Genomic DNA, 21,638 nt, shown 5'->3' with positions numbered 1-21,638 from the left:
CTAATCCAATAATTTTTACTAATGCTTAATAACCAAATATTTGCTAATGATACAATTGTATCTAATGCTTATGGCTCTGCTTTTAGTATTTTATTTAACGAATATCTCAAGCAAAATAATCAGTTTAATTTAATAGTAACTGAAGACTCACAACAAGCACATAAGATATACAAAGAATTAAAATATCTAAATAAAGATAATCCAAAGATAGATATCTTATTTTTTCCAAATTTAGAAATCCTTCCTTATGATAGATTCTCAGCTTCTATAGATATTATTTCTAGACGCCAAGAAATTCTACATAAAATGACACACCAACCACAAAATACTCTAATAATCACAAGCATCTCAAATACATTAAGAAAACTAGCACCAACAAGCTTTATACAAGAGCATAGTTTTATACTCAAAACAGGTGATAAATTAGATATCACTAAATATAAAATACTACTTACAGAAGCAGGTTATACTTTAGTAAACAATGTTTTTGAAAAAGGTGAATTTAGTATTCGCGGGAGTATTATTGATATATATCCTATCGGCTCAAAAGTTGCATTTAGGATAGATCTTTTTGATGATGAAGTTGATAGTATCAAAGAACTTAATACTGAAACACAACGTTCTGGTAATCAAATCCAATCAATCAATATTATGCCATCTCATGAGCTAGTATATAACGATCAAAATACTACTTTTGCTTTGGATAAGCTCAAGAGATTATGTGGTGAAAAAGCTCTTAATTCAACTATAGCAACATATATAAGATATAATGAATATTTCAGTGGTATTGAGTTTTATTTACCTTTGTTTTATGACAAGCTTACTAGTCTTTATGATTATCTACCGCAATCAACAAATATTCACTTAGTTGATAATATTAGTAATTCTACTGAAGCTTTCTCTGATGAAGTAAAATTTAGATATAATGAACTTAAGCATGATATTGATAGACCGATTCTACCCTACCAAGAAATTTTTTACTCACAGCAAGAAATACAAGATATCTACCGGGAATATAAAAATATCAAATGGTTTCAGCAGCCAAAGTCAAAATCTAAAACACTTAAAGTAGAACATTTAGAAAAAATCTCAGCAAACTATAAGCTTGCAAATCCATTTAGAGATTTACAACAGCTTTTAAATAAAGCTAACTTTGACAAAGTTATTTTCTCAACTGATTCAAACGGACGTGCTGAAGTGCTTCTAGAGCACTTAAATAAACTTAATCTAAATATACAAAGCTGTAAAAGTTTTAATCAAGCCTTAGAAGTAACTGCTAAATTCTGCTTAATAATTTCTCCCTTTCAAGAAGGGATAATTATAGACAAAAAAATTGTTTTAATTACAGAAGCAGATTTATTTCCTGAACATAGCTATAACTCCACCAAAATTTCACAACATGATCATCATCCTAGTATTGATCTTAAAGACCTTACAGATTTAAAACCAGGAATGCATGTTGTCCATATTGACCATGGTATAGGTAGATATGAAGGCTTAGAAAGTATTGAGCTAAATGGTAAAAAAGATGAGTTTATATTACTAAGATATGCAAATGATGCCAAAATCTATGTGCCAATAACATCATTAAATCTAATCTCTATTTATAATTCTTCTCTTACCGAAAAAATAGCTCTAAATAAACTTGGTACAGATAAGTGGAAAAAACAAAAAGAAAAAACTATTAAAAAGATTATTGATGTTGCGGCTAATCTTCTCGAAATTTATGCAAAAAGAGAAATGCGTCAAGGTTTTAGCAATAGCTTAGATGAGGAAGAATACCTTAGATTTTGCGCAGACTTTCCTTATGAGGAAACTCCTGATCAGCTTTTAGCTATTAATGATGTATTTAAAGATATGATCTCAACGAAACCTATGGATAGACTAATCTGTGGTGATGTAGGTTTTGGTAAGACAGAGATTGCCATGCGTGCAGCATTCCTTGCAACACAAAATCAAAAACAAGTTGCCATTTTAGTACCTACAACAATTTTAGCTCAACAACATTATAATAGCTTTAAAGATAGGTTCACTAATACTGCAGTTAATATTGAAGTAATCACTCGTTCAAAAACACCAAAAGCTCAGCAACAACTTTTTGAAAATCTCAAAAAAGGAACTGTAGATATAATTATTGGCACTCATAAACTAATTTCATCAAAAATTGACTTTAAAAATTTAGGTTTACTAATTATTGATGAGGAGCATCGTTTTGGTGTTGCACAAAAAGAAAAGTTAAAGGCTCTAAAAGCCGAAATAGATATTTTGACTATGTCTGCAACACCTATTCCGCGTAGTTTAAGTATGGCATTCTCAGCATTAAGAGACTTATCAATTATCGCTTCACCTCCGGCAAAGCGCTTATCAGTTAAGACTTTTGTCAAAGAATATGATAACAATATAATTCGTGAAGCGGTAAGTCGTGAAACTATCCGTGGTGGGCAGATTTTTTATCTTTATAATAAGGTTGAAACTATTCAAAAGAAAAAAGAAATCCTTCAAGAGTTGTTTCCTCGCTTAAGAATAGCTATAGCTCATGGACAAATGAGTGAGAAAGAAATCCAAAAAGTTATGTTTGATTTTAAACATAACAAGTATCATATCCTACTGTGTACAACGATTATTGAAACAGGTATTGACATACCAAATGCTAATACTCTAATTATTGAAGATGCTAATAATTTAGGTTTAGCTCAACTTCATCAACTAAGAGGTAGAGTTGGTCGCTCACATCATCAAGCTTATGCATATATGCTAATACCTAATGAAACAAGTATCACTAAGGATGCTCTAAAAAGGCTTGAGGCTATCAGCAACACTGAATCACTAGGAGGTGGTTTTACTTTAGCTAATCATGATTTAGAAATTCGTGGCGCTGGTGAAATACTCGGAGAGGAGCAAAGTGGTAATATTGATGGTATTGGTTTAAATCTATATATGGATTTACTCGATAAAACTATTGCAAATCTAAAAGCTGGTAAAGAACTTAATATTGAAGAAGTTATTAACTCTACAATCTGCGAAGTAGAGTTAAATATTCCAACACTAATTCCTGACTATTATATTAATGATGTTAATACTCGTTTGAATATCTATAAACGTATCTCTAAAGCTAATCACAAAGAACTAGTTAATATCAAGATTGAGCTAATTGATCGCTTCGGTAAACTACCCTTAGAAGTTCTTTATCTACTAAAAGTAGCACATATAAAAATAGATGCAATAGCACTAGGAATTACTCAAATAAAAATGTTTGCGACATCTGGCAAAATTAGTTTCTCAAACAATACAAAATTTGAACCACAAAAACTAATAAAAATTATCCAATCCCAGCCTAGTGATTTTAAACTTACTAAGGAACAGGATCTACTAATTATAAAAGCCACAAAAACTGCAGAACAAAGAATAGAGTTTATCGAAAACTTTTTGAAGAGAATAAAAGTTGATTAAGAAAGTTGTGATATATAACTTTTGCCATTTTAAATCATCTAAAAATCAACTAGCTTTAATTTTTAGATCAGCAAATTTACTATGGAATTAATACCCCAGATACAGGTATTTTACCTCTAGATTCTCTTCCTAGTTTACCTTTCCAAGCTTCTCCAAAGTAGCTTTTATCTACTTCAACTTCTCAAGTAAACATTTAAAAATGTTTACTGTTCTTATAAATTAATAGTCTTAATCTATGGAAATAATATAGTTAATCCGAGTGTATTTTGAAAATAAACTTTGTCACTCTATAGCTGGGTCACTGAGGGAAGTCAAAGTGTGATCCTAAGATCTATGCTTATGAATTTTAAAACTAGATTCTATGATCAAGTCGTAGTATTACATATCTATTTCGGATTAACTATAACTATAACTAGCCGTGGTCTTATTCACCGATACTCATTCCGAAGCAGTTCGTGCTGTACTCTGTACTACCCGCTATCAATAAATCTATTAACTTATCTTTTAATATGAACTTAACCTACTTTTTTCATCAAAACTATACTAGCATAGCTTAGTTATCTAGGACAGCACAAAAATATTATTGATTTATTTAAAGTATTTAGAAATCAAAATTCTAACTTTATAAAATGTTGATATTGCTGCCCTTTTCTCAATTTTGCTGGATGATTATCATAATTACCATCAAATGCTCCAACGTATTGTGGCTCGAAGCATATTGCGTCATATTGTTTGAGTATTTTACCATTAGAAAGAGTGTGCCCTCTACTAAAATTACAAGTATAAATCTGCATTGCTGGGTATGAACTTGAAATCTTTAACCTCCTACCACTATTACTATCTTCAAGTACTACTATTCCATCAACTATATAACAATGATCAATACCACCCCTACGGAAATATTTAGAATCTTGATATTTTAACTTATCACTAATAGATGATTTTTGTCTAAAATCCATTTCTTGAGGTAAGTTTTGTATATCTATCGGTATCAAATCATCATCCACATTGACAAATTGTGTTGCAGGCACTTCAAGTTGATGATCAACTATTGTTGACTTATAATCTCCTGATAGATTGTAATAACAATGATTAGTCATATTTAAAATTGTATCTGCTGTGGCTACAGCATCAAAATAGATAACTATAGAATTTTCTAAGAGCTCATAGGTTACACTAATAGTAACATCAGCGGGGAATTTGTCATTTACTGATTTTTGTGTTGTTGTAAGCTTGACCTTATTAGAATCTATAAATTCAAAAGCAAACTTTTGTAATGTGATATTATTAAATCCACCGTGTAAAGTATGTTTATCTTGGTAGTTTTTTTCTAGGTAATATGTTTTACCATCAAGCAAAATCTTAGCATCCTTAATTCTACCTGCTACTCTACCTACAGTCGCACCAAAGTACGATGGATTATTGTAGTATTCTGTTATATCCTGATACTGTAAGACTATATTCTCAAACTTACCATGTTTATCCTTAGTCTTAAGTGAATAAACAGTTGCACCCAAATCCAAAAGTGTTAACTCAACATTATCATTTTTTAATGTTATCAAGTTATTACATTTACCAGCTATACAAACTTCTCTAGAACTCATATTATCTCCTTAGCAAAATCTAATATTAAACTAGCTATTTCTGACTTTGATTTATTATTATATTGTTTATTTTGATGCTTAGATAATATTGCTACACTTGAATTATCATTACCAAATACTTCGGTTGAATTAGCAACTATCATATTTAGATTTTTTTTGACAAGCTTAGCCTGAGCATACTCTATTATATTTTGTGATTCCGCTGCAAAACCTATAGCAAAAATGTTTGGATATGATTTTTTACAATTTGCTAAAACATCAGGGTTTTTAATAAATTCTAAAGTTAAAGTTTCATCAGTTTTTTTAATTTTATTAGTAAATTTATTTTTGATCTTATAATCAGCCACTGCAGCACAACCAATAAAAATATCACTATTTTTAGCTTGCTCAAGCATTGTTTGATTCATATCATCAGCACTTTTGCTCTCGATAATTTCTAGATTGGTATGTTTAATATCAAAATTTATTGTAGTTTTAGCTTTTAATACTACAACGTTTGCTCCTCTATTAAGCAACTCTTTGACCAAAGCAAAGCCCATTTTACCAGAGCTATAATTTGACAAATACCTAACACCATCAATATCTTCAACAGTTGCGCCTACTGTTATAAGAACTTTTTTACCTTTAAAATCCTGAGAAGTAGCTAACAATTTAAACAACTCTTCAGGCTCATGTAATCTACCACTACCAACATCACTACAAGCTTGAATACCTTGATCTGGAGCTATCAAATTAAAGCCTATGTTTTGAAGCTTACTAATATTCATCTGGGTTAATTGGTTTTGCCACATATTTACATTCATCGCTGGCGCTATATATACCTTAGAATTATCATTATTAGCAAGAATAGCTTGACTCAATAAATCATCTGCCAAACCATGAGCTAATTTTGCAATAGTATTTGCAGAAGCCGGAATTATAAATATCTTATCAGCCCAGCGTGGTAAATTTATATGTGCCATACTTTGCTGATAAGATAACATATCTAGTTTTTCATCTGTATAAACATCACATCCTAAAGCTACTAAAAGTTCAGGTTTAATAAATTGTTGTGCACCTTTAGTAACAATAACCTTACATTCAGTACCATTTTTTATAAAAAGCCTTATTAAATTTATAGCTTTAAAAGCTGATACACTACCAGTAATTCCAAATAAAATTTTATTTACCATAAAACATTTTCTCTATTTAACTAAAATCTTTTTTCTTTTATAAAAGAAAATGATTAATAAAACTATAATTGCTACAACAACAGCAAGAATATTAACATTTTGTCTAAATAATTCTTCACTAGCAAGCCAAGATGCAAAGGTAATTCCAAAGAAAATACTACTTGTACGACCTAGAGCAAATATCATGTTACAAGCTAATGAACGAACTTCTGTTGGAAACTCAGTAGCCGCATATTGAGCCCACATAATATTATAACCACCACCAATTAAGCCAATAAATATTCCATATAAGAAGATGAAATTACTCGATATATATCTATATGCAAAAATACTTGTTAGAAATATAATAATATTAACGATAAAAAATAAATTTGGTGACTTAAAATAATGATTGTAGATACCACTAAAAATACAACTAATAATATTTCCTACAAAAAAACCAAATAAAAACATCTTCACTAAACTAGCAAAATCAATATCTGTAGCAATAAATTTAACCAAAGCTAACATTACTGTAATTACAAAGAAATAAGGTAGTGTAATTAAAAAGTTTAATATCAATGGTTTACTATAGTTTCTGAGTAGAAAAACTATACTTCCAGCATTTTTAAATCTATCTGATGTATACAACTCAATAAAGTATGGCGACTCCTCAAGAACTCTTCTAAAAGCATATATACCCAAACCGGCAAATCCACCAAAGATAAACATAATCTTATAAGAAAATACACCTAAAAATGTCGCAAACATACCACCTAAAACACCCAATATGTATAAAAGGCTCATACCCCAAGCAGCTATTTTTGGTGGGAAAAACTCAACTATTAAGACACTTGAAACAGCAAACTCGCTTGCTAATGCAAGATATGCCAAGAATCTTAGTAGCATAAATATATAAATATTATTTACAAATATACACAATAAAGTAGTCAAAGAATAAAGCAATATACTATATTTTATGACAGTAATACGTCCAAATCTATCAGCTAAGATACCAAACAATATTGCCCCAACTAAAATACCAACCATTTGAATATTATTTATCAAATAATATGTTTGTTGGATTTTAGTAGAATCAAATATTCCAAACTGCTGTTTTAATAAATCTACATAAGAGACACTAAATACTGTCAGATCATAAAAATCTATAAAATACCCTAAACAGAGAATAATCAAAATCCATTTTGCATTTTTCATTATTTGAAAGAACTTAATAATATTAGAGTTGTATTATAGATAGATAAGATTCCAAAGACTATAGCTAATAAGCAATTAATCGACAATAATATTTTTCTCGTTTGCTGTAGATCTACAAAATGACACATAGCGTTTGTCTGTAACAAACCAGTAGAATACCACGCCTACAATTGCATCAGCAAAATAATTTGTTATAGGTGTAGTTAAACAAACAAAAATTATAAATGGTAATATAAGCATTAAAAGATTCTTAATACCTATTCTTCTAAACTCAAGACTTGCATATATAGTCATTAAAACAACAAGAATCACACTCATATTTATCTGAGTCTGAATTTCTACAGTATTAAGTAATAATGTCAGAACTACAAATACAACTAAACCAAATAGCCTTGTACGTGGTGCTAAAGCTCCCATACTCACAGGAGCAGCCATATATCCAATAATATGAAAGCCTGTCACAACAAGCATTAGACCTGCCCAGTTATCTGAAAAAAACAAAAATATAACCGATAAAATAAAATTCGCTAAAAGCGATCTACGTGAGATATTTACTATTGGAGTAATCTTAGCGAAATATCTTGGCATCTGACCCTCTGAAGACATTGCATATAGCATTCTCGAAGAAGCACCTAAATATGTATAACCTGTAGCTGATGGACTAATCACACTATCAACAATAAGTAAAAAAGATATATAACCAAGTCCCAAAAGAGTTGCTACTTGTAATAACGGTGAGTCAAAATCTAGACCTGCCCAACCACCTTTATCTAATAGGTACTGATGAGGAACTGCCTGCATAAATGCGTACTGTAAGCCTAGATATAAAACTAAAACTATCAATAATGCTAAAATAATTGCTAAAGGAATATTTCTACCAGGATTCTTAACTTCACTTGCATAAGCAACAACGGTCTGAAAACCATTAAAAGTGTAGATCAAACCACCTGCAACAATTGCTGTCAGTGCTGAACTAAATCCAAATTGAGAATTATTAGGAATATCTTCTGAAAACATGCTTACATGATCAGAACTATGCATAAAAGCATAAGTTATAAATATTATAACAATAATGAACGGTACCGCCATCTTAAATACAGTTATAGCGTTATTTACTTTAGCTAAAACTTTCACACCATAAAAATTAATCACTAGATATACAAATAACACAAATAGTGCAAAAGCTGTTCCAGCTGTAGTCAGAACACCATCACTCATAAGCCATTGCATAGACTTAACGCCTGATAGATACTGAGTAGTTGCTAATGCTTCAGATGAAATAACTACGACGATACCAAACCAGTTTGCAAAAGCAAATGGCATTGCAAAAATACTATTATGTGATATTGCACTAGATCTAGTTGTAGCTCCTCTAACAGGATACAAAGATACTACTTTACCTAAGCATAGCGCAATCATCACAACAATTAATGCAGCTAAAATCCATGCCAAGAAAGCCCAGTTACCGGCATTTTTAGCTGTAAGCTGAGCACTAAATAGCCAACCAGAGCCAACCATGCAAGTAGTACCAATCAATATGGCACTAAACAACGACATCTTTTTTACAGATACATTATTACTCATATTCTTTCCTTATATAATTTATTAAATTAGATGAAAGCAAAGGTGATTATAACTTTGCTTTCATTGTGATTATTTGATAATGACTAACCTATAAAGCTAGTAGAAAGTTAATAACCTAAGATTTAAATTATCATCAAGAAAATAAGTTTGCAATATTTTTTTATTCTTCTAGGCTCATTAAAGAAGCATTACCACCAGATGCAGTTGTATCAACACTTACAGTTTTTTCAACGACAAACCTGCGTAAATATAATGGTGAAGCTGTTTCTATAGCTAAGCTTGTACATTTATCATCTTTAGCTACACTTTCGGCAACAAAAGGTATAATTGCTCCTCTACGTAATGCTAAAGCCTGATGAACCTGTTTAACCGCAGAAACACTACCAGAGAAAGCAACTAGTGCAACTTTACTATTGAATAGTAATGCTGATGTTATCTCTTCATCATCTGACAAGACTAGATGAAGTACTTTAGGGTTTATTCCTGCTTTTAACATTAATTTAACAATATTATAAGCAGTTAAGTTACCAGTATATGCTGGCTTAGCTACTACAGTATTACCCGCTAATAAAGCTGCTGCTGTTTGACCAACAAATCTAATGAGTAAATCAGAACTTGAGCACATGCTTACCACAACACCGCGCCCTTTTAAGCTTAACTCATCAATCTCGCCTGTAGGTCCAGGTAAAAGTTGTGGATGAGCAAACTCTTTTTTAGCTTGTAGGCAATAATATGCTACCTGCTGAATAGTTTTATCTATTTCGATATGGGCATCTTCAACTGAAATATTTGACTCTACTACAAGGCATGAAGCTATCAAATGACGTTCTTTCTCTAATAGTTCTAGGAACTTCTCAATAGTAGCAGCCCTTTTTTCAGCATTAACATGATTCCATAGCTCTGCTTCTTTACTCGCAATTTCTATAGCATTATCTACAGTATTCACAGAAGCTATGTATTTACTACCAATAGTTTTACCATTAGCTGCTTTAAGACTAGTATATTTATCTTTTTTAGTTCTCTCACCAGCAACAATATTTGTAATGGTATATTTATCTTTGATAAGCTTATTAGTCTGCTTTTCATCTTCAGCTATTTTTTCAGGATTATAAATCTCTTCAACGGCACCTACTCCTGATAATTTTTCATTAGCTAAACGATGCATATAATAAGGTCCACCAGCCTTAGGACCAGTTCCTGACTTACCTTGACCACCAAATGGCTGGACACCAACAACAGCACCAACAATATTTCTATTTACATAGATATTACCAGCTTTAAGGTTATTTTTGACATAGTTCATCACCTCATTAATTCTACTGTGAACACCTGCAGTCAAACCATATCCTGTAGCATTGATGTCGTTGATAAGCTTATCTAGTTGATTAGCCTTAAAGCGCAAGATATGTAAAATTGGACCAAACTGCTCTCTGCCTAAATCAGATATTTTATCTATCTCAAAAGCAGTAGGCATCACAAATGTGCCCTTTTGAGTATCTTGGTTAGGCTGAGCTTGATATATAAGCTTGAACTGGCTTTTTTTCTCTTCAATATACGCATTTAGGTTATCAGCAGCTTCTTTATCGATCACAGGACCAACATCAGTATCAATATATTTTGAATTGCCTATTTTAAGTTCTTTCATTGCACCAACTATCATCTTAATATAGTTATCAGCGATATCTTCTTGAAGACATAAGATACGTAATGCTGAACAGCGTTGCCCCGCACTATCAAAGGCTGAGCGTATCACATCTGCTGTAACCTGCTCGGGAAGTGATGATGAGTCAACAATCATAGCGTTTTGTCCACCTGTCTCAGCAATAAATGGTACTATTTCACTAGATTTATTTGCTAAAGTTTGATTTATAATAGCCGCAACTTCTGTAGAGCCTGTGAAAATCACACCCTTGCATACTGGACTTTTAACTAGTGCACTACCAACTGTTGCACCATCTCCAGGTGTAAATTGTAAAACTTTTTTAGGCAAACCAGCTTTAAATAGAAGTTTGATTGCTTTGTAAGCAATTATTGGTGTCTGCTCAGCTGGTTTAGCAACTACTGTATTACCAGCTGCTAACACAGCTGTAATCTGTCCTAGAAATATTGCTAATGGGAAATTCCAAGGACTAATACATACCATAGCTCCTCGACCGGTAAACTCTATCTGTTTAAGATGGTCAGATAGTGCCGGCAAATCAATAGGACCATTAAATTCTTTTCTAGCTTGAGCAGCATAATAACGACAAAAATCTACAGCCTCTCTGACCTCATCTATAGCATTAGCCAAGGTCTTACCAGCTTCAATCATCGCTATAGCAATGAATTTATTAGTATTTTGTTCTAAAAGATCAGCAAATTTCTCTAGAATATCAGCTCTTTTTGTTGCTGGTGTATTACTCCACTCTTCAAATGCACTTTGAGCATTTTTTAATGCTCTTTTAGCGATCTTAACATCAGCATTAATTACACTACCGATAACTTCATTGGTGTTTGGATTTATAACACTTTCAGCTATTGTTTTATCAAGATCAATACTGGAAACTATAGGTTTTGCTTTATATGTATTTTTAAGCGTATATTTTTCTATTTGCTTATACATATCAGCCAAAACAGCAAAATCATTGGTGTTATGACCTTGTGAATTCAATCTTGGTGCAACTATATCTTTTGGATAAGGAATATTAGGATGCTGACCACAACCATGATCGATAGCTTTTTTCACAGGATCCTCTATTAATTCTTCAATAGGCAGATTCTCGTCTACTATTCTATTTACGAATGAGCTATTAGCACCATTTTCTAGCAGTCTTCTTACTAGATATGCTAAAAGATGCTTATGACCACCAACTGGAGCATATATTCTACATGGAATATCTTCATAGCCTTCTTTACCAACGACATTGTCATATAGTGCATCACCCATACCATGCAGACATTGAAATTCAAAATCTCTATTACCATTAGCTAACTCAAATACTACAGCGACAGTTTGAGCATTATGTGTTGCAAACTGAGGATAGATATATTGATGATTCTCAAAAAGCTGTTTAACACAAGCCTGATATGAGACGTCTGTGTGATATTTACGTGTAAATACAGGATAACCTGCTAAACCTTGCTCTTGCGCATGCTTAATTTCAGCATCCCAATATGCCCCCTTAACTAAGCGAATCATAAATCTTCTATTTGTTTTCTTAGCAAGGTTAGCTAAATAGTCTAATACATAAGGAGCTCTTTTTTGGTATGCCTGAACAACAATACCAATACCATTAAAACCTTCTAAAGATGGCTCATGAGCTAGTCTTTCTACTAGTTCTAATGATATTTGTAATCTTTCTGTTTCTTCAGCATCGATATTCATACCAACATTATAGTCTTTTGCTAATTGCGTAAGCTTAAGCAGTTTTGGATATAATTCCGTATGAACTCTTTGGTGCTTTGCGACCTCATAGCGTGGATGTAAAGCAGATAATTTTATAGAAATTCCAGGATTTTTTTTGATCTCTGTATTTGTAGCATACTTAGCCAACTCATGTATAGCATGAAGGTATTGACCATAATAGTATTCAGCATCATCCATTGTCATCGCAGCTTCACCAAGCATATCATAAGAGTAACTATAGCCTCTAGCTACTTTAGCTTCTGATACCTTTAGAGCTTCTTCAATAGTTTCACCAAGTACATATTGCTTACCAACAATTTTCATCGCTTGTTTCATAGCTTGACGAATTACTGGCTCACTTGATTTTTTTAGTAAGTTCTGGAAAACTTTTCTATATGATCCATGCGGATTCTTTAAAATTTTACCAGTTAGCATCAAACTCCATGTTGCAGCATTAACAAATAAATGCTTCTCTCTACCAACATGGCTTTTCCACGCAGCACTTGTAAGTTTATCTTTGATAAGTAAATCAATAGTATATTTATCAGGTACTCTTAAAAGTGCTTCAGCTAAACACATTAGCACTATTCCCTCTTCTGAGGATAAATCATACTCGATCATAAACGCATCGATACCAGATTTTTTGAGTCTATTTTTTCTGACTTTTTCTACCAAGCCATAAGCTCTTTCTCTAACTTGCGCTTTTTGAACACTTGACATATGAGCTTTTTCAACAAGCTTTGTCATCGCTTCTTTTTCATCAATAAGCCAATATTTAGATATATTCATTATTTCTTTAGAAATAGGATATTCTCCTGAGTGATTTAGTAAGTCATTCATATAACACACCTTTTAGCTATTTTAATTTATTTTGATTAAACTTTTTCTTTTCTTGGATAATTTTATCTATAAGTTGTTGATATTTTTGTGGTGGAGTAACTCCCTTAAAGAGCCAATCAAACATATCACTATCTTCACTAGTTAAAAACTCAACAAAAAGCTTTTTACCAGCAAGATCTTCGTGCATATAACAATTATTCAAATATGGCGCTAAAATTATATCAAGCTCCAACATACCCCTACGTGCGGAGTACTTTATTTTATCAACGGAACTAAATATAAGATTATCATTGTTTATTAACATATTTAATAGACACATAAATATATGGATTACACTAGTTTATACTATACGCTTAAGACAACCAATATAGTTATATGAATTATTTGAAAAAATACTCTTTTAATTAGCTAAACAATCCGGTATCATTTGCATTAGAATATATAGGTTTATTCATAACACTATTACTTGTCTAAAATAATTTTTTCAAACAAAAAATATTATAAGGATTAAAATCTAATGGCTATTAGTCAAAATGTTATAAAAATACTTCAAGATATTGATGAACTAGATCTATTCAGCAACATCTCAGATGAATGGTCAACACTTCTTAATGAGTCTGATGATAACATTAAAATCAAAAAACTATATTCCGCTTTAGTTAAAGAAAGTATTCGCCGTGAAACTGCTGAAAGATTAGCTAAAGATGCTAAGTCATATTGTGACCTTGTCCAAGAACAAGCTAAACAACGAATATCTGATCTAAAAGAAAGTTTAGAGAGTCAAATCACTTTTCTAACTCAACAAATCAAAGATCTAAAAGTTGAGTCTGCAAAGAATCTAGATTACTATAGAAATGAACTAAAAAAAGCCAATCGAAGCCTAATCGATAATAAAAGTTAATTAATAAGTTTTAAATATCTCAAATAACTATTTTATTTCGATTAACCTTAAAATTGCTATTAGTTTATCTTTCTATGTATCTAAAATCTCCAGTATAAGAAAATACTTCTCTATTGTTGCATTTTGAGAAAACAGCTCTAGAAAATCTATCTTGATTATCTTTTTCTATTTCTAAGTCAGCACAGTTAGTTATAGCTTTACCTTTATCATCTAAAACAGTATAACTTGCAAAAGAAACTCCCGATAATGAAAGTAACAACATCCCTGTTATTAAAGTTTTACTTTTCATATTTTACAATCCTTTTAGAAATCACCAATAAAGACATACTATCAATATAATCTGTTATTTTCTATTAAAAACTGTCAAGAATAATTCTAAATCTTTTTTGGACTGCTTTTGCAAAACTAAATTTCCGATATCTTTTATAAGAATAAATTTTAACTCTTTATTACTATTTTTCTTATCTAAAAGCATTGCATCTAAAAATTCTTTTTGACAAATATCTTTAGGGAAATCAATAGAAATTTCAAAGCTGATTATAAATTTTTTAAAATCTTTTGCTTGTTGTTGTGATATTATTCCAAGATAGCAAGAAAAATCAATAGCTTGAGCCATACCCACACCTACAGCTTCACCATGCTTTAGACCTCGGTAATTTTGACACTTCTCTATAGCATGACCAAATGTATGACCAAAATTTAGAATAGCTCTAGCTCCAGTTAGCTCTTTTTCATCCATAGCAACAACTTGAGCTTTAATCTGACAGCTCTTTTTTACCATCTCTATCAAAGTAACGCTATCTTTTGCTAAGATTTTATCTCTATTTGAATCAAGCCAAAGATAAAAATCTTTTGAGATAAAAGCATATTTGACAACCTCAGCCATACCAGCAATATATTCCCGCTGCGGCAAAGTTTTATAAAACTCTATAGAAGTATAAACAACTTTGGGCTGATAAAAAGCTCCAATCATATTTTTACCAAGCTGATGATTTATAGCAGTCTTACCACCTACTGATGAGTCAACTTGAGAAAGCAACGTGGTTGGTATTTGGATAAAATCAACACCGCGCTGATATATCGCAGCAGCAAATCCTGTAATATCACCTATGACTCCACCACCCAAAGCAACTAAAACTGTTGAGTTACGCGTGAAATGATTCTCAAGCAAGCTTGATAATATCTTATCTAAACTTTGTTGCGATTTATATTGCTCACCATCTTCTAAAATACAAGTTCTGACATCTAAATCATTGGCTAAGACTGTTAAAAACTTAGTCAAATATAAGTTCCCTATAGTAGTATTTGTAACAATCAAAACTTGCTTGTTAGCTACATACTCGAGAATATTTGAAAAATCTAGTACTGAGTCAATAATAATATTATAACTAGGACTAAAAGTAGGATTTACTGATAACGTACTAATCACAGGATAGTTTCTTCTACTAAAAATGTCGATATTTTATTAACGATATTTTTAACTGTTGCGCCATTAGTTTCCACAACGACATCAGCGATACTTCTATATAATGGCTCTCTTTCAGCCATTAACTGCTCAAGAACTGGTCTTTTATCATCAACTCTCAATAACGGTCTTTTTGTATCTTTAGAAGTTCTCTCAAGTTGTTGTTCAATTGTTGCCTCAAGATAGACAACCTTACCTCGTGACGATAGTAATGATCTAGTATCTGGATCAAGGATAGCACCGCCACCTGTAGCTAGAACTATATTTTGCTTTTCAGCTAAAATCTCAGCAATAACTTCTCTTTCACGCTTTCTAAAACCTTCTTCACCCTCTAGATCAAAAATCCAGTTAATATCTACACCACATTTTTTTTCAATAACATCATCAGAATCGATAAACTCTAATTTTAACTGTTTTGCTAACTGCTTACCAATAGTAGATTTTCCAGCACCCACTGGACCAATTAAGAAAATATTTTTTGTTCTTATCATTTTTGACTCAAAATTGTAAGTTGATTACACACCGTGATAGTTAGTTACTAATCACCCCTCATACATAAAAAATTATAGGCTATAAGATACCTAAATATTGGTATTTTTGCAACTATTATCTGCTATCATTTTTGGACTCTTGACTGAATAATTTTTGGAGTTATAAAAATTAACAACTCAGAATCTTGATCAGTGATTTTTGTATAACTAAATAGATAACCCAAATAAGGAATATCACCTAAGAATGGGATCTTATTACGCTCTTCTTTTTGAGTTTTCGTATAAATACCACCAATTACAACAGTATCACCATCTTTAGTCATAACTTTGGTGGTTATCTCTCTCTTTTTGATAATTGGTGGCAAATCTCCTCCTTGAAGCGTCTTACCAGGGGAGGCACCTACTGAGTTTTTAGTAACAAGAATATCCATAATAATATTACCATCCGGAGCAATTTGCGGTGTAACTTGTAACTCTAGAACCGCCTCTTGGAAAGCAACAGCTGCTGCACCAGAAGCTGTTGCTTGGTTATATGGAACATCTTCACCATCTTTAATAAATGCTACCTGGTTATTTGCAACGACTAAGTGCGGCGATGCTACTGTTTCTGCTAGTGATTCACTCTCAAGAGCTCTGATTTCCATTTGAAGTTGTACTCCTCCAGCTATAGTATATGCTAACTTTGCTGTTGTACCAACAAAAGTATCAGCAGCAGCTGCACCAAGTGTAGGGGGTGTTGGTCCTGGAGCTGGGTTAGGATTACTATTATAAGTATCTAGACCTATGTTAACTCTACCAGAGGGATCAATCACACCATAGTTAAAACCAAGTTCAAGTGCGCTTGTTCTAAGTACTTCGACAATTCTAGCTTCTATTAAAACCTGATCATTTGGAATATCAATCTCATTAACAACTTCTTTGATACGTGGTAATTTTTCTTCGGTATCTGTTACTATTAAGGTATTTGTACGTGCATCCGCAGTAATACTACCTCGTGGTGACATAATACCACCATTTTGTTTTGCCATTGAAGTAATCACCGTTTGTGCAGCCTGAGCAGTAGTATAGTTTAATGGTATAAATTCCGTCACCAGAGTAGCATTATTTTCCAATGAGCGTTTTGTTTGTAACTCTAACTGCTCCTGAGCTGCGATTTCAGCCGCAGTAGCTACATACAATATACTACTCATTTTTTTTGTAGCTAGACCTTTACTAACCAAAACAATATTCATTACCTCATTCCAAGGTACATTTTTTAAATCAATAGAGATATTACCACGCACACTACTACTAACTACTAGGTTTAAACCAGCAAATTCAGATAAAACTTGCAATACAGTCTGTACTGGTGCATCCTTAAAAGATATTGAAATTGGCTCATTAACATTAAATCCTTCAACACGGCTATTACGTCTATCAATCTTAAACTTAAATACATTCCCCTCTTTAAAATCACTTAGAGAGATTCTATCAAGAGAATGAATTACAAAGACTACACTGCCCCCCTCTTTGAAGATTTTGATAGAGTCAACTATAGTATTAAAAACTTTAGTATCAATATTACTAACCCATTTATCAGATATAGTTGTATCATTAAAAGTTATTGTCAGTGTATAGCCATCCTGTGACAGCTTAGTCTTATAACCTGAGAAATTACTTATATTCTCCTCAAAAGCAACTTCAAAAACTGCACTACCATTTAAACTACGATGAAATTCAAGATCTTTGATATGTTTATCAGTAATTTTGTCTTTATTTTCCTCTCGACCAACAATTTTTGCTGCAGGCTGATCTGAAGTTTGCGACTGATTAGATACTTGAGATTCTTTAGTATCAGCTACCGAGACATCATAACCTAGAATACCACCTAGTATTGTTAGAACAACTAATAACTTCTTTTTTGCAAAAAACATCACTTTACCTTATTAATGTATAACAGTTTGAATCTTTTCCCAGATTCTTTTGAGGTCATTCCTCTTCCACTCATCAATAACAATACCTTCTTTAGTTATATCTTCAACCTGACCATAGTTTTGACCTACTAGCTCACCCTTTTTCAGATACATCGGTTTATTTTCCATTGAGTTTTCAACAACACCCCATTTTTGATTATTTTGATATACAACTCCCTTGAACTTAAAAGAATCCAATGGATAACGCTGTAAACCACTAGCTTTAGCATCCATAATCTTTTGTAACTCTGATGGAATCACAATTGGCTTTAATTTAACAATACTTTTATTTTGTTGTGATTTAATAATTGGTATTTTCTTTTCAAATGGTAGATAGTGATCCATATTAAAAACATTACGGATTTTTGATAATCTCTCAAAAGTTAATGTATCACCTTTATACTCAGGAATATCAAGCTTTTCTGTACTTTTGACACTTTTCATATTTACCTGAATCAACTGATTTACCTCATTTATTCTTGATTCGTAACTAGCAAAAGCTAAATTATAACTACTAATTAAAATTATAAAAAATATTTTTTTCAACTTTTTGTTTTTTATCATCTAAACTAAGCCCCCACTCCTTGACGCGAATAGGTCTGCAAGTTTAGTTCTGTAACTAATTTATCATCAGACTCTTTTTTAATATTTATATTGGTGATAACAGCAATATCTTTCATATCAATTAAAGCAACGAAAAGTTTAATTAATTGTGAGAAATTCCCAGATAGTTTTGCCTTAAAATTTAGAGCATATAAGTCTAAATATTTATTTTTCTCAACACCCGCTGGAGATAAATCTATAATCGTTATACCTGAACTACTAATAGCCTCATTAAGTGCAGATAAAAATATCGGTACAGAGTGACGCTCAGGAATACTAAATCTCTCTTCGGTATTGTGTTGCTCTAGCATCTTTACTTGTTCTTTTAATGCTGCTAAATCTTTCTCTTTTTTGACAAGTCTTGGAATCTGTGCTTCCATTGACTGAATATGATTTTGTACTTGATTTGCTTTTGAAATTACGGGACCTACCAACAAACCATAAAAAACAAAGACAAATAATGCAAATACTATAATCATTATTGGCAGTCTAATCTTTAGAGGGGCATTTATAATCTTATTGATGTGCTTACTAGATAAAAAGCTCTGGATTTTATCTACCATTTAACACTCTCTCCCTTAAATGCGTTACCCTCTCCAAACTTAAATTCTAAAGAGAAACTTCTTTGACCATTTTTCTCTGAACCTAAATTTTTAAGTTCGACTTTTTTTACTCTAAACTCTATTTCAAGATTCTTCATAAATATCGAAAGAAGTTTTAAATCTTTAACTTCTCCAGTAAGGATCAAAGTATCAGAACTAGATACATAGTTAATATTAGTGATATAAAGCTGATCGGTAATCGCACGTGAAATTTTTTCTATACCCAATAGGATATAGTACTGACTAGCTTTAATATTTGCTAAGTCTGTTGACATATCTAATAGTTTATCTCTTTGTGTTTTAACTGCCGCATATTCAGCTACTTGACTATTGAGTTTTGTGATTTGCGTTTGTATATAGTTCTCAACCTTCATATCCTCTTCACTAGACCAAGAAAATATTATCGACAAAACAAACATTAATATAAAAGCAACTAACGCCATAAAACCGAAATCTATGCCAAGATATGTTAGTTGTTTTTTTCTCCATCTACCGCGTATAAAATTAAGATCTTTCATATCACAATGCCTCTCTCATAGCTATTGCTATAGGCAAAACATAGCGGTAAGGTTTCTCTATATCACCATATTTCTCAATATCAATATTTACAAATGGATTAAGTATTTTGCAACTTTTTTGTGATAATTCTTTTATCGATACAAAAATATTCTCAAAATCCTGTTTAATGCCATAGATATAAACATTATTATCTTGAACCTGATCAAAACTATCAAAATCATTAGCACCAAAATCTAATGACATAAAATCCATAAATCTTAGTAGCAGTTGTATAACCTCATCTACATAACTAATACTAGTAATATTTGCATCGAATATTTTGACAGACTCATAGTTTTTTAACTCACCCAGTGGTGAGAAGCTATATACCGATATTTTATCTGAATATAATCCCAAAAATATACTATCACTAGAATACTTAGAAATCTCTGATAAAAAAAGTTCTGAAACAAAACTACTAATAGCTATTTTATCAAGTGTACATACTGATAATGCTCTTTTAGCTTTATTGGCTATAGCATAGAATTGCTTAACTCTATCACTATCAGATATGTAGTAGATATTTAAAGCTCCCTTTTCTTCTAACTCATCATAATAATCATAAGCTACGTTAACATAATTCTCTGGAAAACGTTTTTTTAGGAAATTCTCTCTGATATAAAAATGTACACCTTCTTTTTCTATTATTTCGAGAGCTCTTTTATCACAAATAATTTGCTCTTTTGCGACATCTATCTCGTTATAACTTGTAAAACCTAGCTTTACAAAACGTCCTAGCTTATTCTCTTTGATGATATCAGCAACCACACCGCCGACATATTCTGTTGTTAACTCACCTTCAAAATACGCTTCGGCTGGAAAAACATCGCTACCACAACACACTAATGAGTATTTATCACCCTTCTTATCAAGCTTAACAGCAGCAAGTGAGTATTTATCATACTCAATGCCTAAAACTGTTTTTTGTGCTTGTTTGCGTCTTTTCTCAAGTAACAATGATATCATAAAACTCTTCTTATAAATTTACAGCTTAAAATTAGGTACTCTATTCCTAGATATATAAGTTTGTTTATTTTATAATTAAATCCACATTAAGTAAACTCTAGTTTTAAAACGTTAAGGTTAATTAACAATGCGTATAATACTTTTAGGAGCACCTGGAGCTGGTAAAGGAACTCAAGCAAAGATAATTGAACAAAAATATAATATCGCTCATATCTCTACTGGAGATATGATAAGAGAGACTATAAAATCAGGTAGTGAGCTTGGTCAAGAATTAAAAAAAATTCTTGATGCTGGAGAATTAGTTTCAGATGAGTTTATTATCAAGATTGTCAAAGATAGAATTTCAAAAAATGATTGTAACAATGGCTTTTTATTAGATGGTGTCCCAAGAACTATCCCTCAAGCACAAGAGTTAGACAAATTAGGTGTAAATATTGACTACATAGTTGAGGTAGATGTAGCTGATAATCTTCTTATCGAGAGAATTACAGGTAGGAGAATACATCCAGCATCTGGTAGAACTTATCACACTAAGTTTAACCCACCTAAAGTAGCTGATAAAGATGATGTAACCGGTGAACCACTAATAACTCGTACAGATGATAATGAAGACACAGTTAAACAAAGACTAGCTGTATATCATGCTCAAACCGCTAAGTTAATCGATTTTTACAGAAATTTCTCATCAACAAACACTAAAATACCAAAATACATTAAGATAAATGGCGATCAAGCTGTTGAAAAAGTATCTCAAGATATTTTTAATCAACTAAAATAATTACTGAGACTGATGATATTTAGTATTTGTTTAACTAAAAAATATCTCAATACTTGTATTTATTTAGAAGTTATATACTATTTCATACTA

17 protein-coding genes and 1 pseudogene are annotated in these 21,638 nt (G+C 31.7%); 3 read left to right on the top strand and 15 right to left on the bottom strand.

Annotated features, from left to right (window positions below):
- Positions 1-21: 21 nt before the first annotated feature.
- Entirely contained in the window at positions 22-3,450 is a 3,429-nt protein-coding gene (mfd, locus tag FSC454_RS04585) for a transcription-repair coupling factor (protein ID WP_066046375.1), read from the top strand.
- Between the two features lie 88 nt (positions 3,451-3,538).
- On the opposite strand, the pseudogene FSC454_RS09965 reads toward mfd, so the two are convergent.
- The 7 genes and pseudogenes from FSC454_RS09965 to FSC454_RS04555 all read right to left on the bottom strand — a co-directional run.
- A pseudogene (locus FSC454_RS09965) lies at positions 3,539-3,697 on the bottom strand (IS1595 family transposase); the annotation flags it as partial.
- 361 nt (positions 3,698-4,058) lie between these two features.
- Positions 4,059-5,054 carry an aldose epimerase family protein gene (locus FSC454_RS04580; RefSeq protein WP_066046374.1) on the bottom strand — a complete coding sequence of 332 codons (996 nt, stop codon included), beginning with the start codon at positions 5,052-5,054 and terminating at the stop codon, positions 4,059-4,061.
- Positions 5,051-6,226, bottom strand: coding sequence for a bifunctional phosphopantothenoylcysteine decarboxylase/phosphopantothenate--cysteine ligase CoaBC (gene coaBC / locus FSC454_RS04575; protein ID WP_066046373.1), 1,176 nt, complete (start codon positions 6,224-6,226; stop codon positions 5,051-5,053). The genes FSC454_RS04580 and coaBC overlap by 4 nt, the downstream gene beginning before the upstream one ends.
- Before the next feature lie 12 nt (positions 6,227-6,238).
- Positions 6,239-7,423 carry an MFS transporter gene (locus FSC454_RS04570; RefSeq protein WP_014548462.1) on the bottom strand — a complete coding sequence of 395 codons (1,185 nt, stop codon included), beginning with the start codon at positions 7,421-7,423 and terminating at the stop codon, positions 6,239-6,241.
- Positions 7,424-7,498: 75 nt separating this feature from the next.
- Positions 7,499-9,007 carry an APC family permease gene (locus tag FSC454_RS04565; RefSeq protein ID WP_044247406.1) on the bottom strand — a complete coding sequence of 503 codons (1,509 nt, stop codon included), beginning with the start codon at positions 9,005-9,007 and terminating at the stop codon, positions 7,499-7,501.
- Positions 9,008-9,167: 160 nt separating this feature from the next.
- Complete coding sequence (gene putA / locus FSC454_RS04560) at positions 9,168-13,232, bottom strand: bifunctional proline dehydrogenase/L-glutamate gamma-semialdehyde dehydrogenase PutA (RefSeq protein WP_066046372.1); 4,065 nt, start codon at positions 13,230-13,232, stop codon at positions 9,168-9,170.
- A gap of 16 nt (positions 13,233-13,248) precedes the next feature.
- Positions 13,249-13,536, bottom strand: a complete 288-nt coding sequence (locus FSC454_RS04555) for an FAD assembly factor SdhE (RefSeq protein ID WP_066046371.1) — start codon at positions 13,534-13,536, stop codon at positions 13,249-13,251.
- Between the two features lie 213 nt (positions 13,537-13,749).
- Here FSC454_RS04555 and FSC454_RS04550 point away from each other — a divergent pair, with 213 nt between their 5' ends.
- The gene (locus FSC454_RS04550; protein ID WP_003034246.1) at positions 13,750-14,133 is read left to right on the top strand and encodes a hypothetical protein; all 384 of its coding nucleotides are present in this window, start codon (positions 13,750-13,752) and stop codon (positions 14,131-14,133) included.
- 64 nt (positions 14,134-14,197) lie between these two features.
- On the opposite strand, the gene FSC454_RS04545 is transcribed toward FSC454_RS04550, so the two are convergent.
- The 8 genes from FSC454_RS04545 to FSC454_RS04510 form a co-directional block, all read right to left on the bottom strand.
- Positions 14,198-14,422, bottom strand: coding sequence for a hypothetical protein (locus FSC454_RS04545; RefSeq protein WP_066046370.1), 225 nt, complete (start codon positions 14,420-14,422; stop codon positions 14,198-14,200).
- A gap of 54 nt (positions 14,423-14,476) precedes the next feature.
- A complete protein-coding gene (gene aroB, locus FSC454_RS04540; protein ID WP_066046369.1) occupies positions 14,477-15,562 on the bottom strand; it encodes a 3-dehydroquinate synthase in 1,086 nt (361 codons plus the stop codon).
- Positions 15,559-16,089, bottom strand: a complete 531-nt coding sequence (aroK, locus tag FSC454_RS04535; RefSeq protein WP_003034250.1) for a shikimate kinase AroK — start codon at positions 16,087-16,089, stop codon at positions 15,559-15,561. The genes aroB and aroK overlap by 4 nt, the downstream gene beginning before the upstream one ends.
- Positions 16,090-16,214: 125 nt before the next feature.
- Positions 16,215-18,002, bottom strand: a complete 1,788-nt coding sequence (locus FSC454_RS04530) for a type IV pilus secretin PilQ family protein (protein ID WP_066046368.1) — start codon at positions 18,000-18,002, stop codon at positions 16,215-16,217.
- A gap of 12 nt (positions 18,003-18,014) precedes the next feature.
- Positions 18,015-18,605, bottom strand: coding sequence for a pilus assembly protein PilP (locus FSC454_RS04525; protein ID WP_066046367.1), 591 nt, complete (start codon positions 18,603-18,605; stop codon positions 18,015-18,017).
- 5 nt (positions 18,606-18,610) lie between these two features.
- A complete protein-coding gene (locus FSC454_RS04520; RefSeq protein WP_066046366.1) occupies positions 18,611-19,207 on the bottom strand; it encodes a type IV pilus inner membrane component PilO in 597 nt (198 codons plus the stop codon).
- Positions 19,201-19,764 carry a PilN domain-containing protein gene (locus tag FSC454_RS04515; RefSeq protein WP_066046365.1) on the bottom strand — a complete coding sequence of 188 codons (564 nt, stop codon included), beginning with the start codon at positions 19,762-19,764 and terminating at the stop codon, positions 19,201-19,203. The genes FSC454_RS04520 and FSC454_RS04515 overlap by 7 nt, the downstream gene beginning before the upstream one ends.
- A 1-nt stretch (position 19,765) precedes the next feature.
- Positions 19,766-20,770 (bottom strand): type IV pili, encoded by a 1,005-nt coding sequence (locus FSC454_RS04510; protein ID WP_066046364.1) that lies wholly within the window; start codon positions 20,768-20,770, stop codon positions 19,766-19,768.
- A 127-nt stretch (positions 20,771-20,897) separates the two neighbouring features.
- On the opposite strand from FSC454_RS04510, the gene adk reads away from it, so the two are divergent.
- Positions 20,898-21,548 carry an adenylate kinase gene (gene adk / locus FSC454_RS04505; protein WP_014548473.1) on the top strand — a complete coding sequence of 217 codons (651 nt, stop codon included), beginning with the start codon at positions 20,898-20,900 and terminating at the stop codon, positions 21,546-21,548.
- Positions 21,549-21,638 lie beyond the last annotated feature (90 nt).

This window comes from Francisella hispaniensis FSC454 (genome assembly GCF_001885235.1).
Classification (GTDB): Bacteria; Pseudomonadota; Gammaproteobacteria; order Francisellales; family Francisellaceae; genus Francisella; species Francisella hispaniensis.
This window is presented reverse-complemented; position numbering and strand designations above follow the sequence as displayed.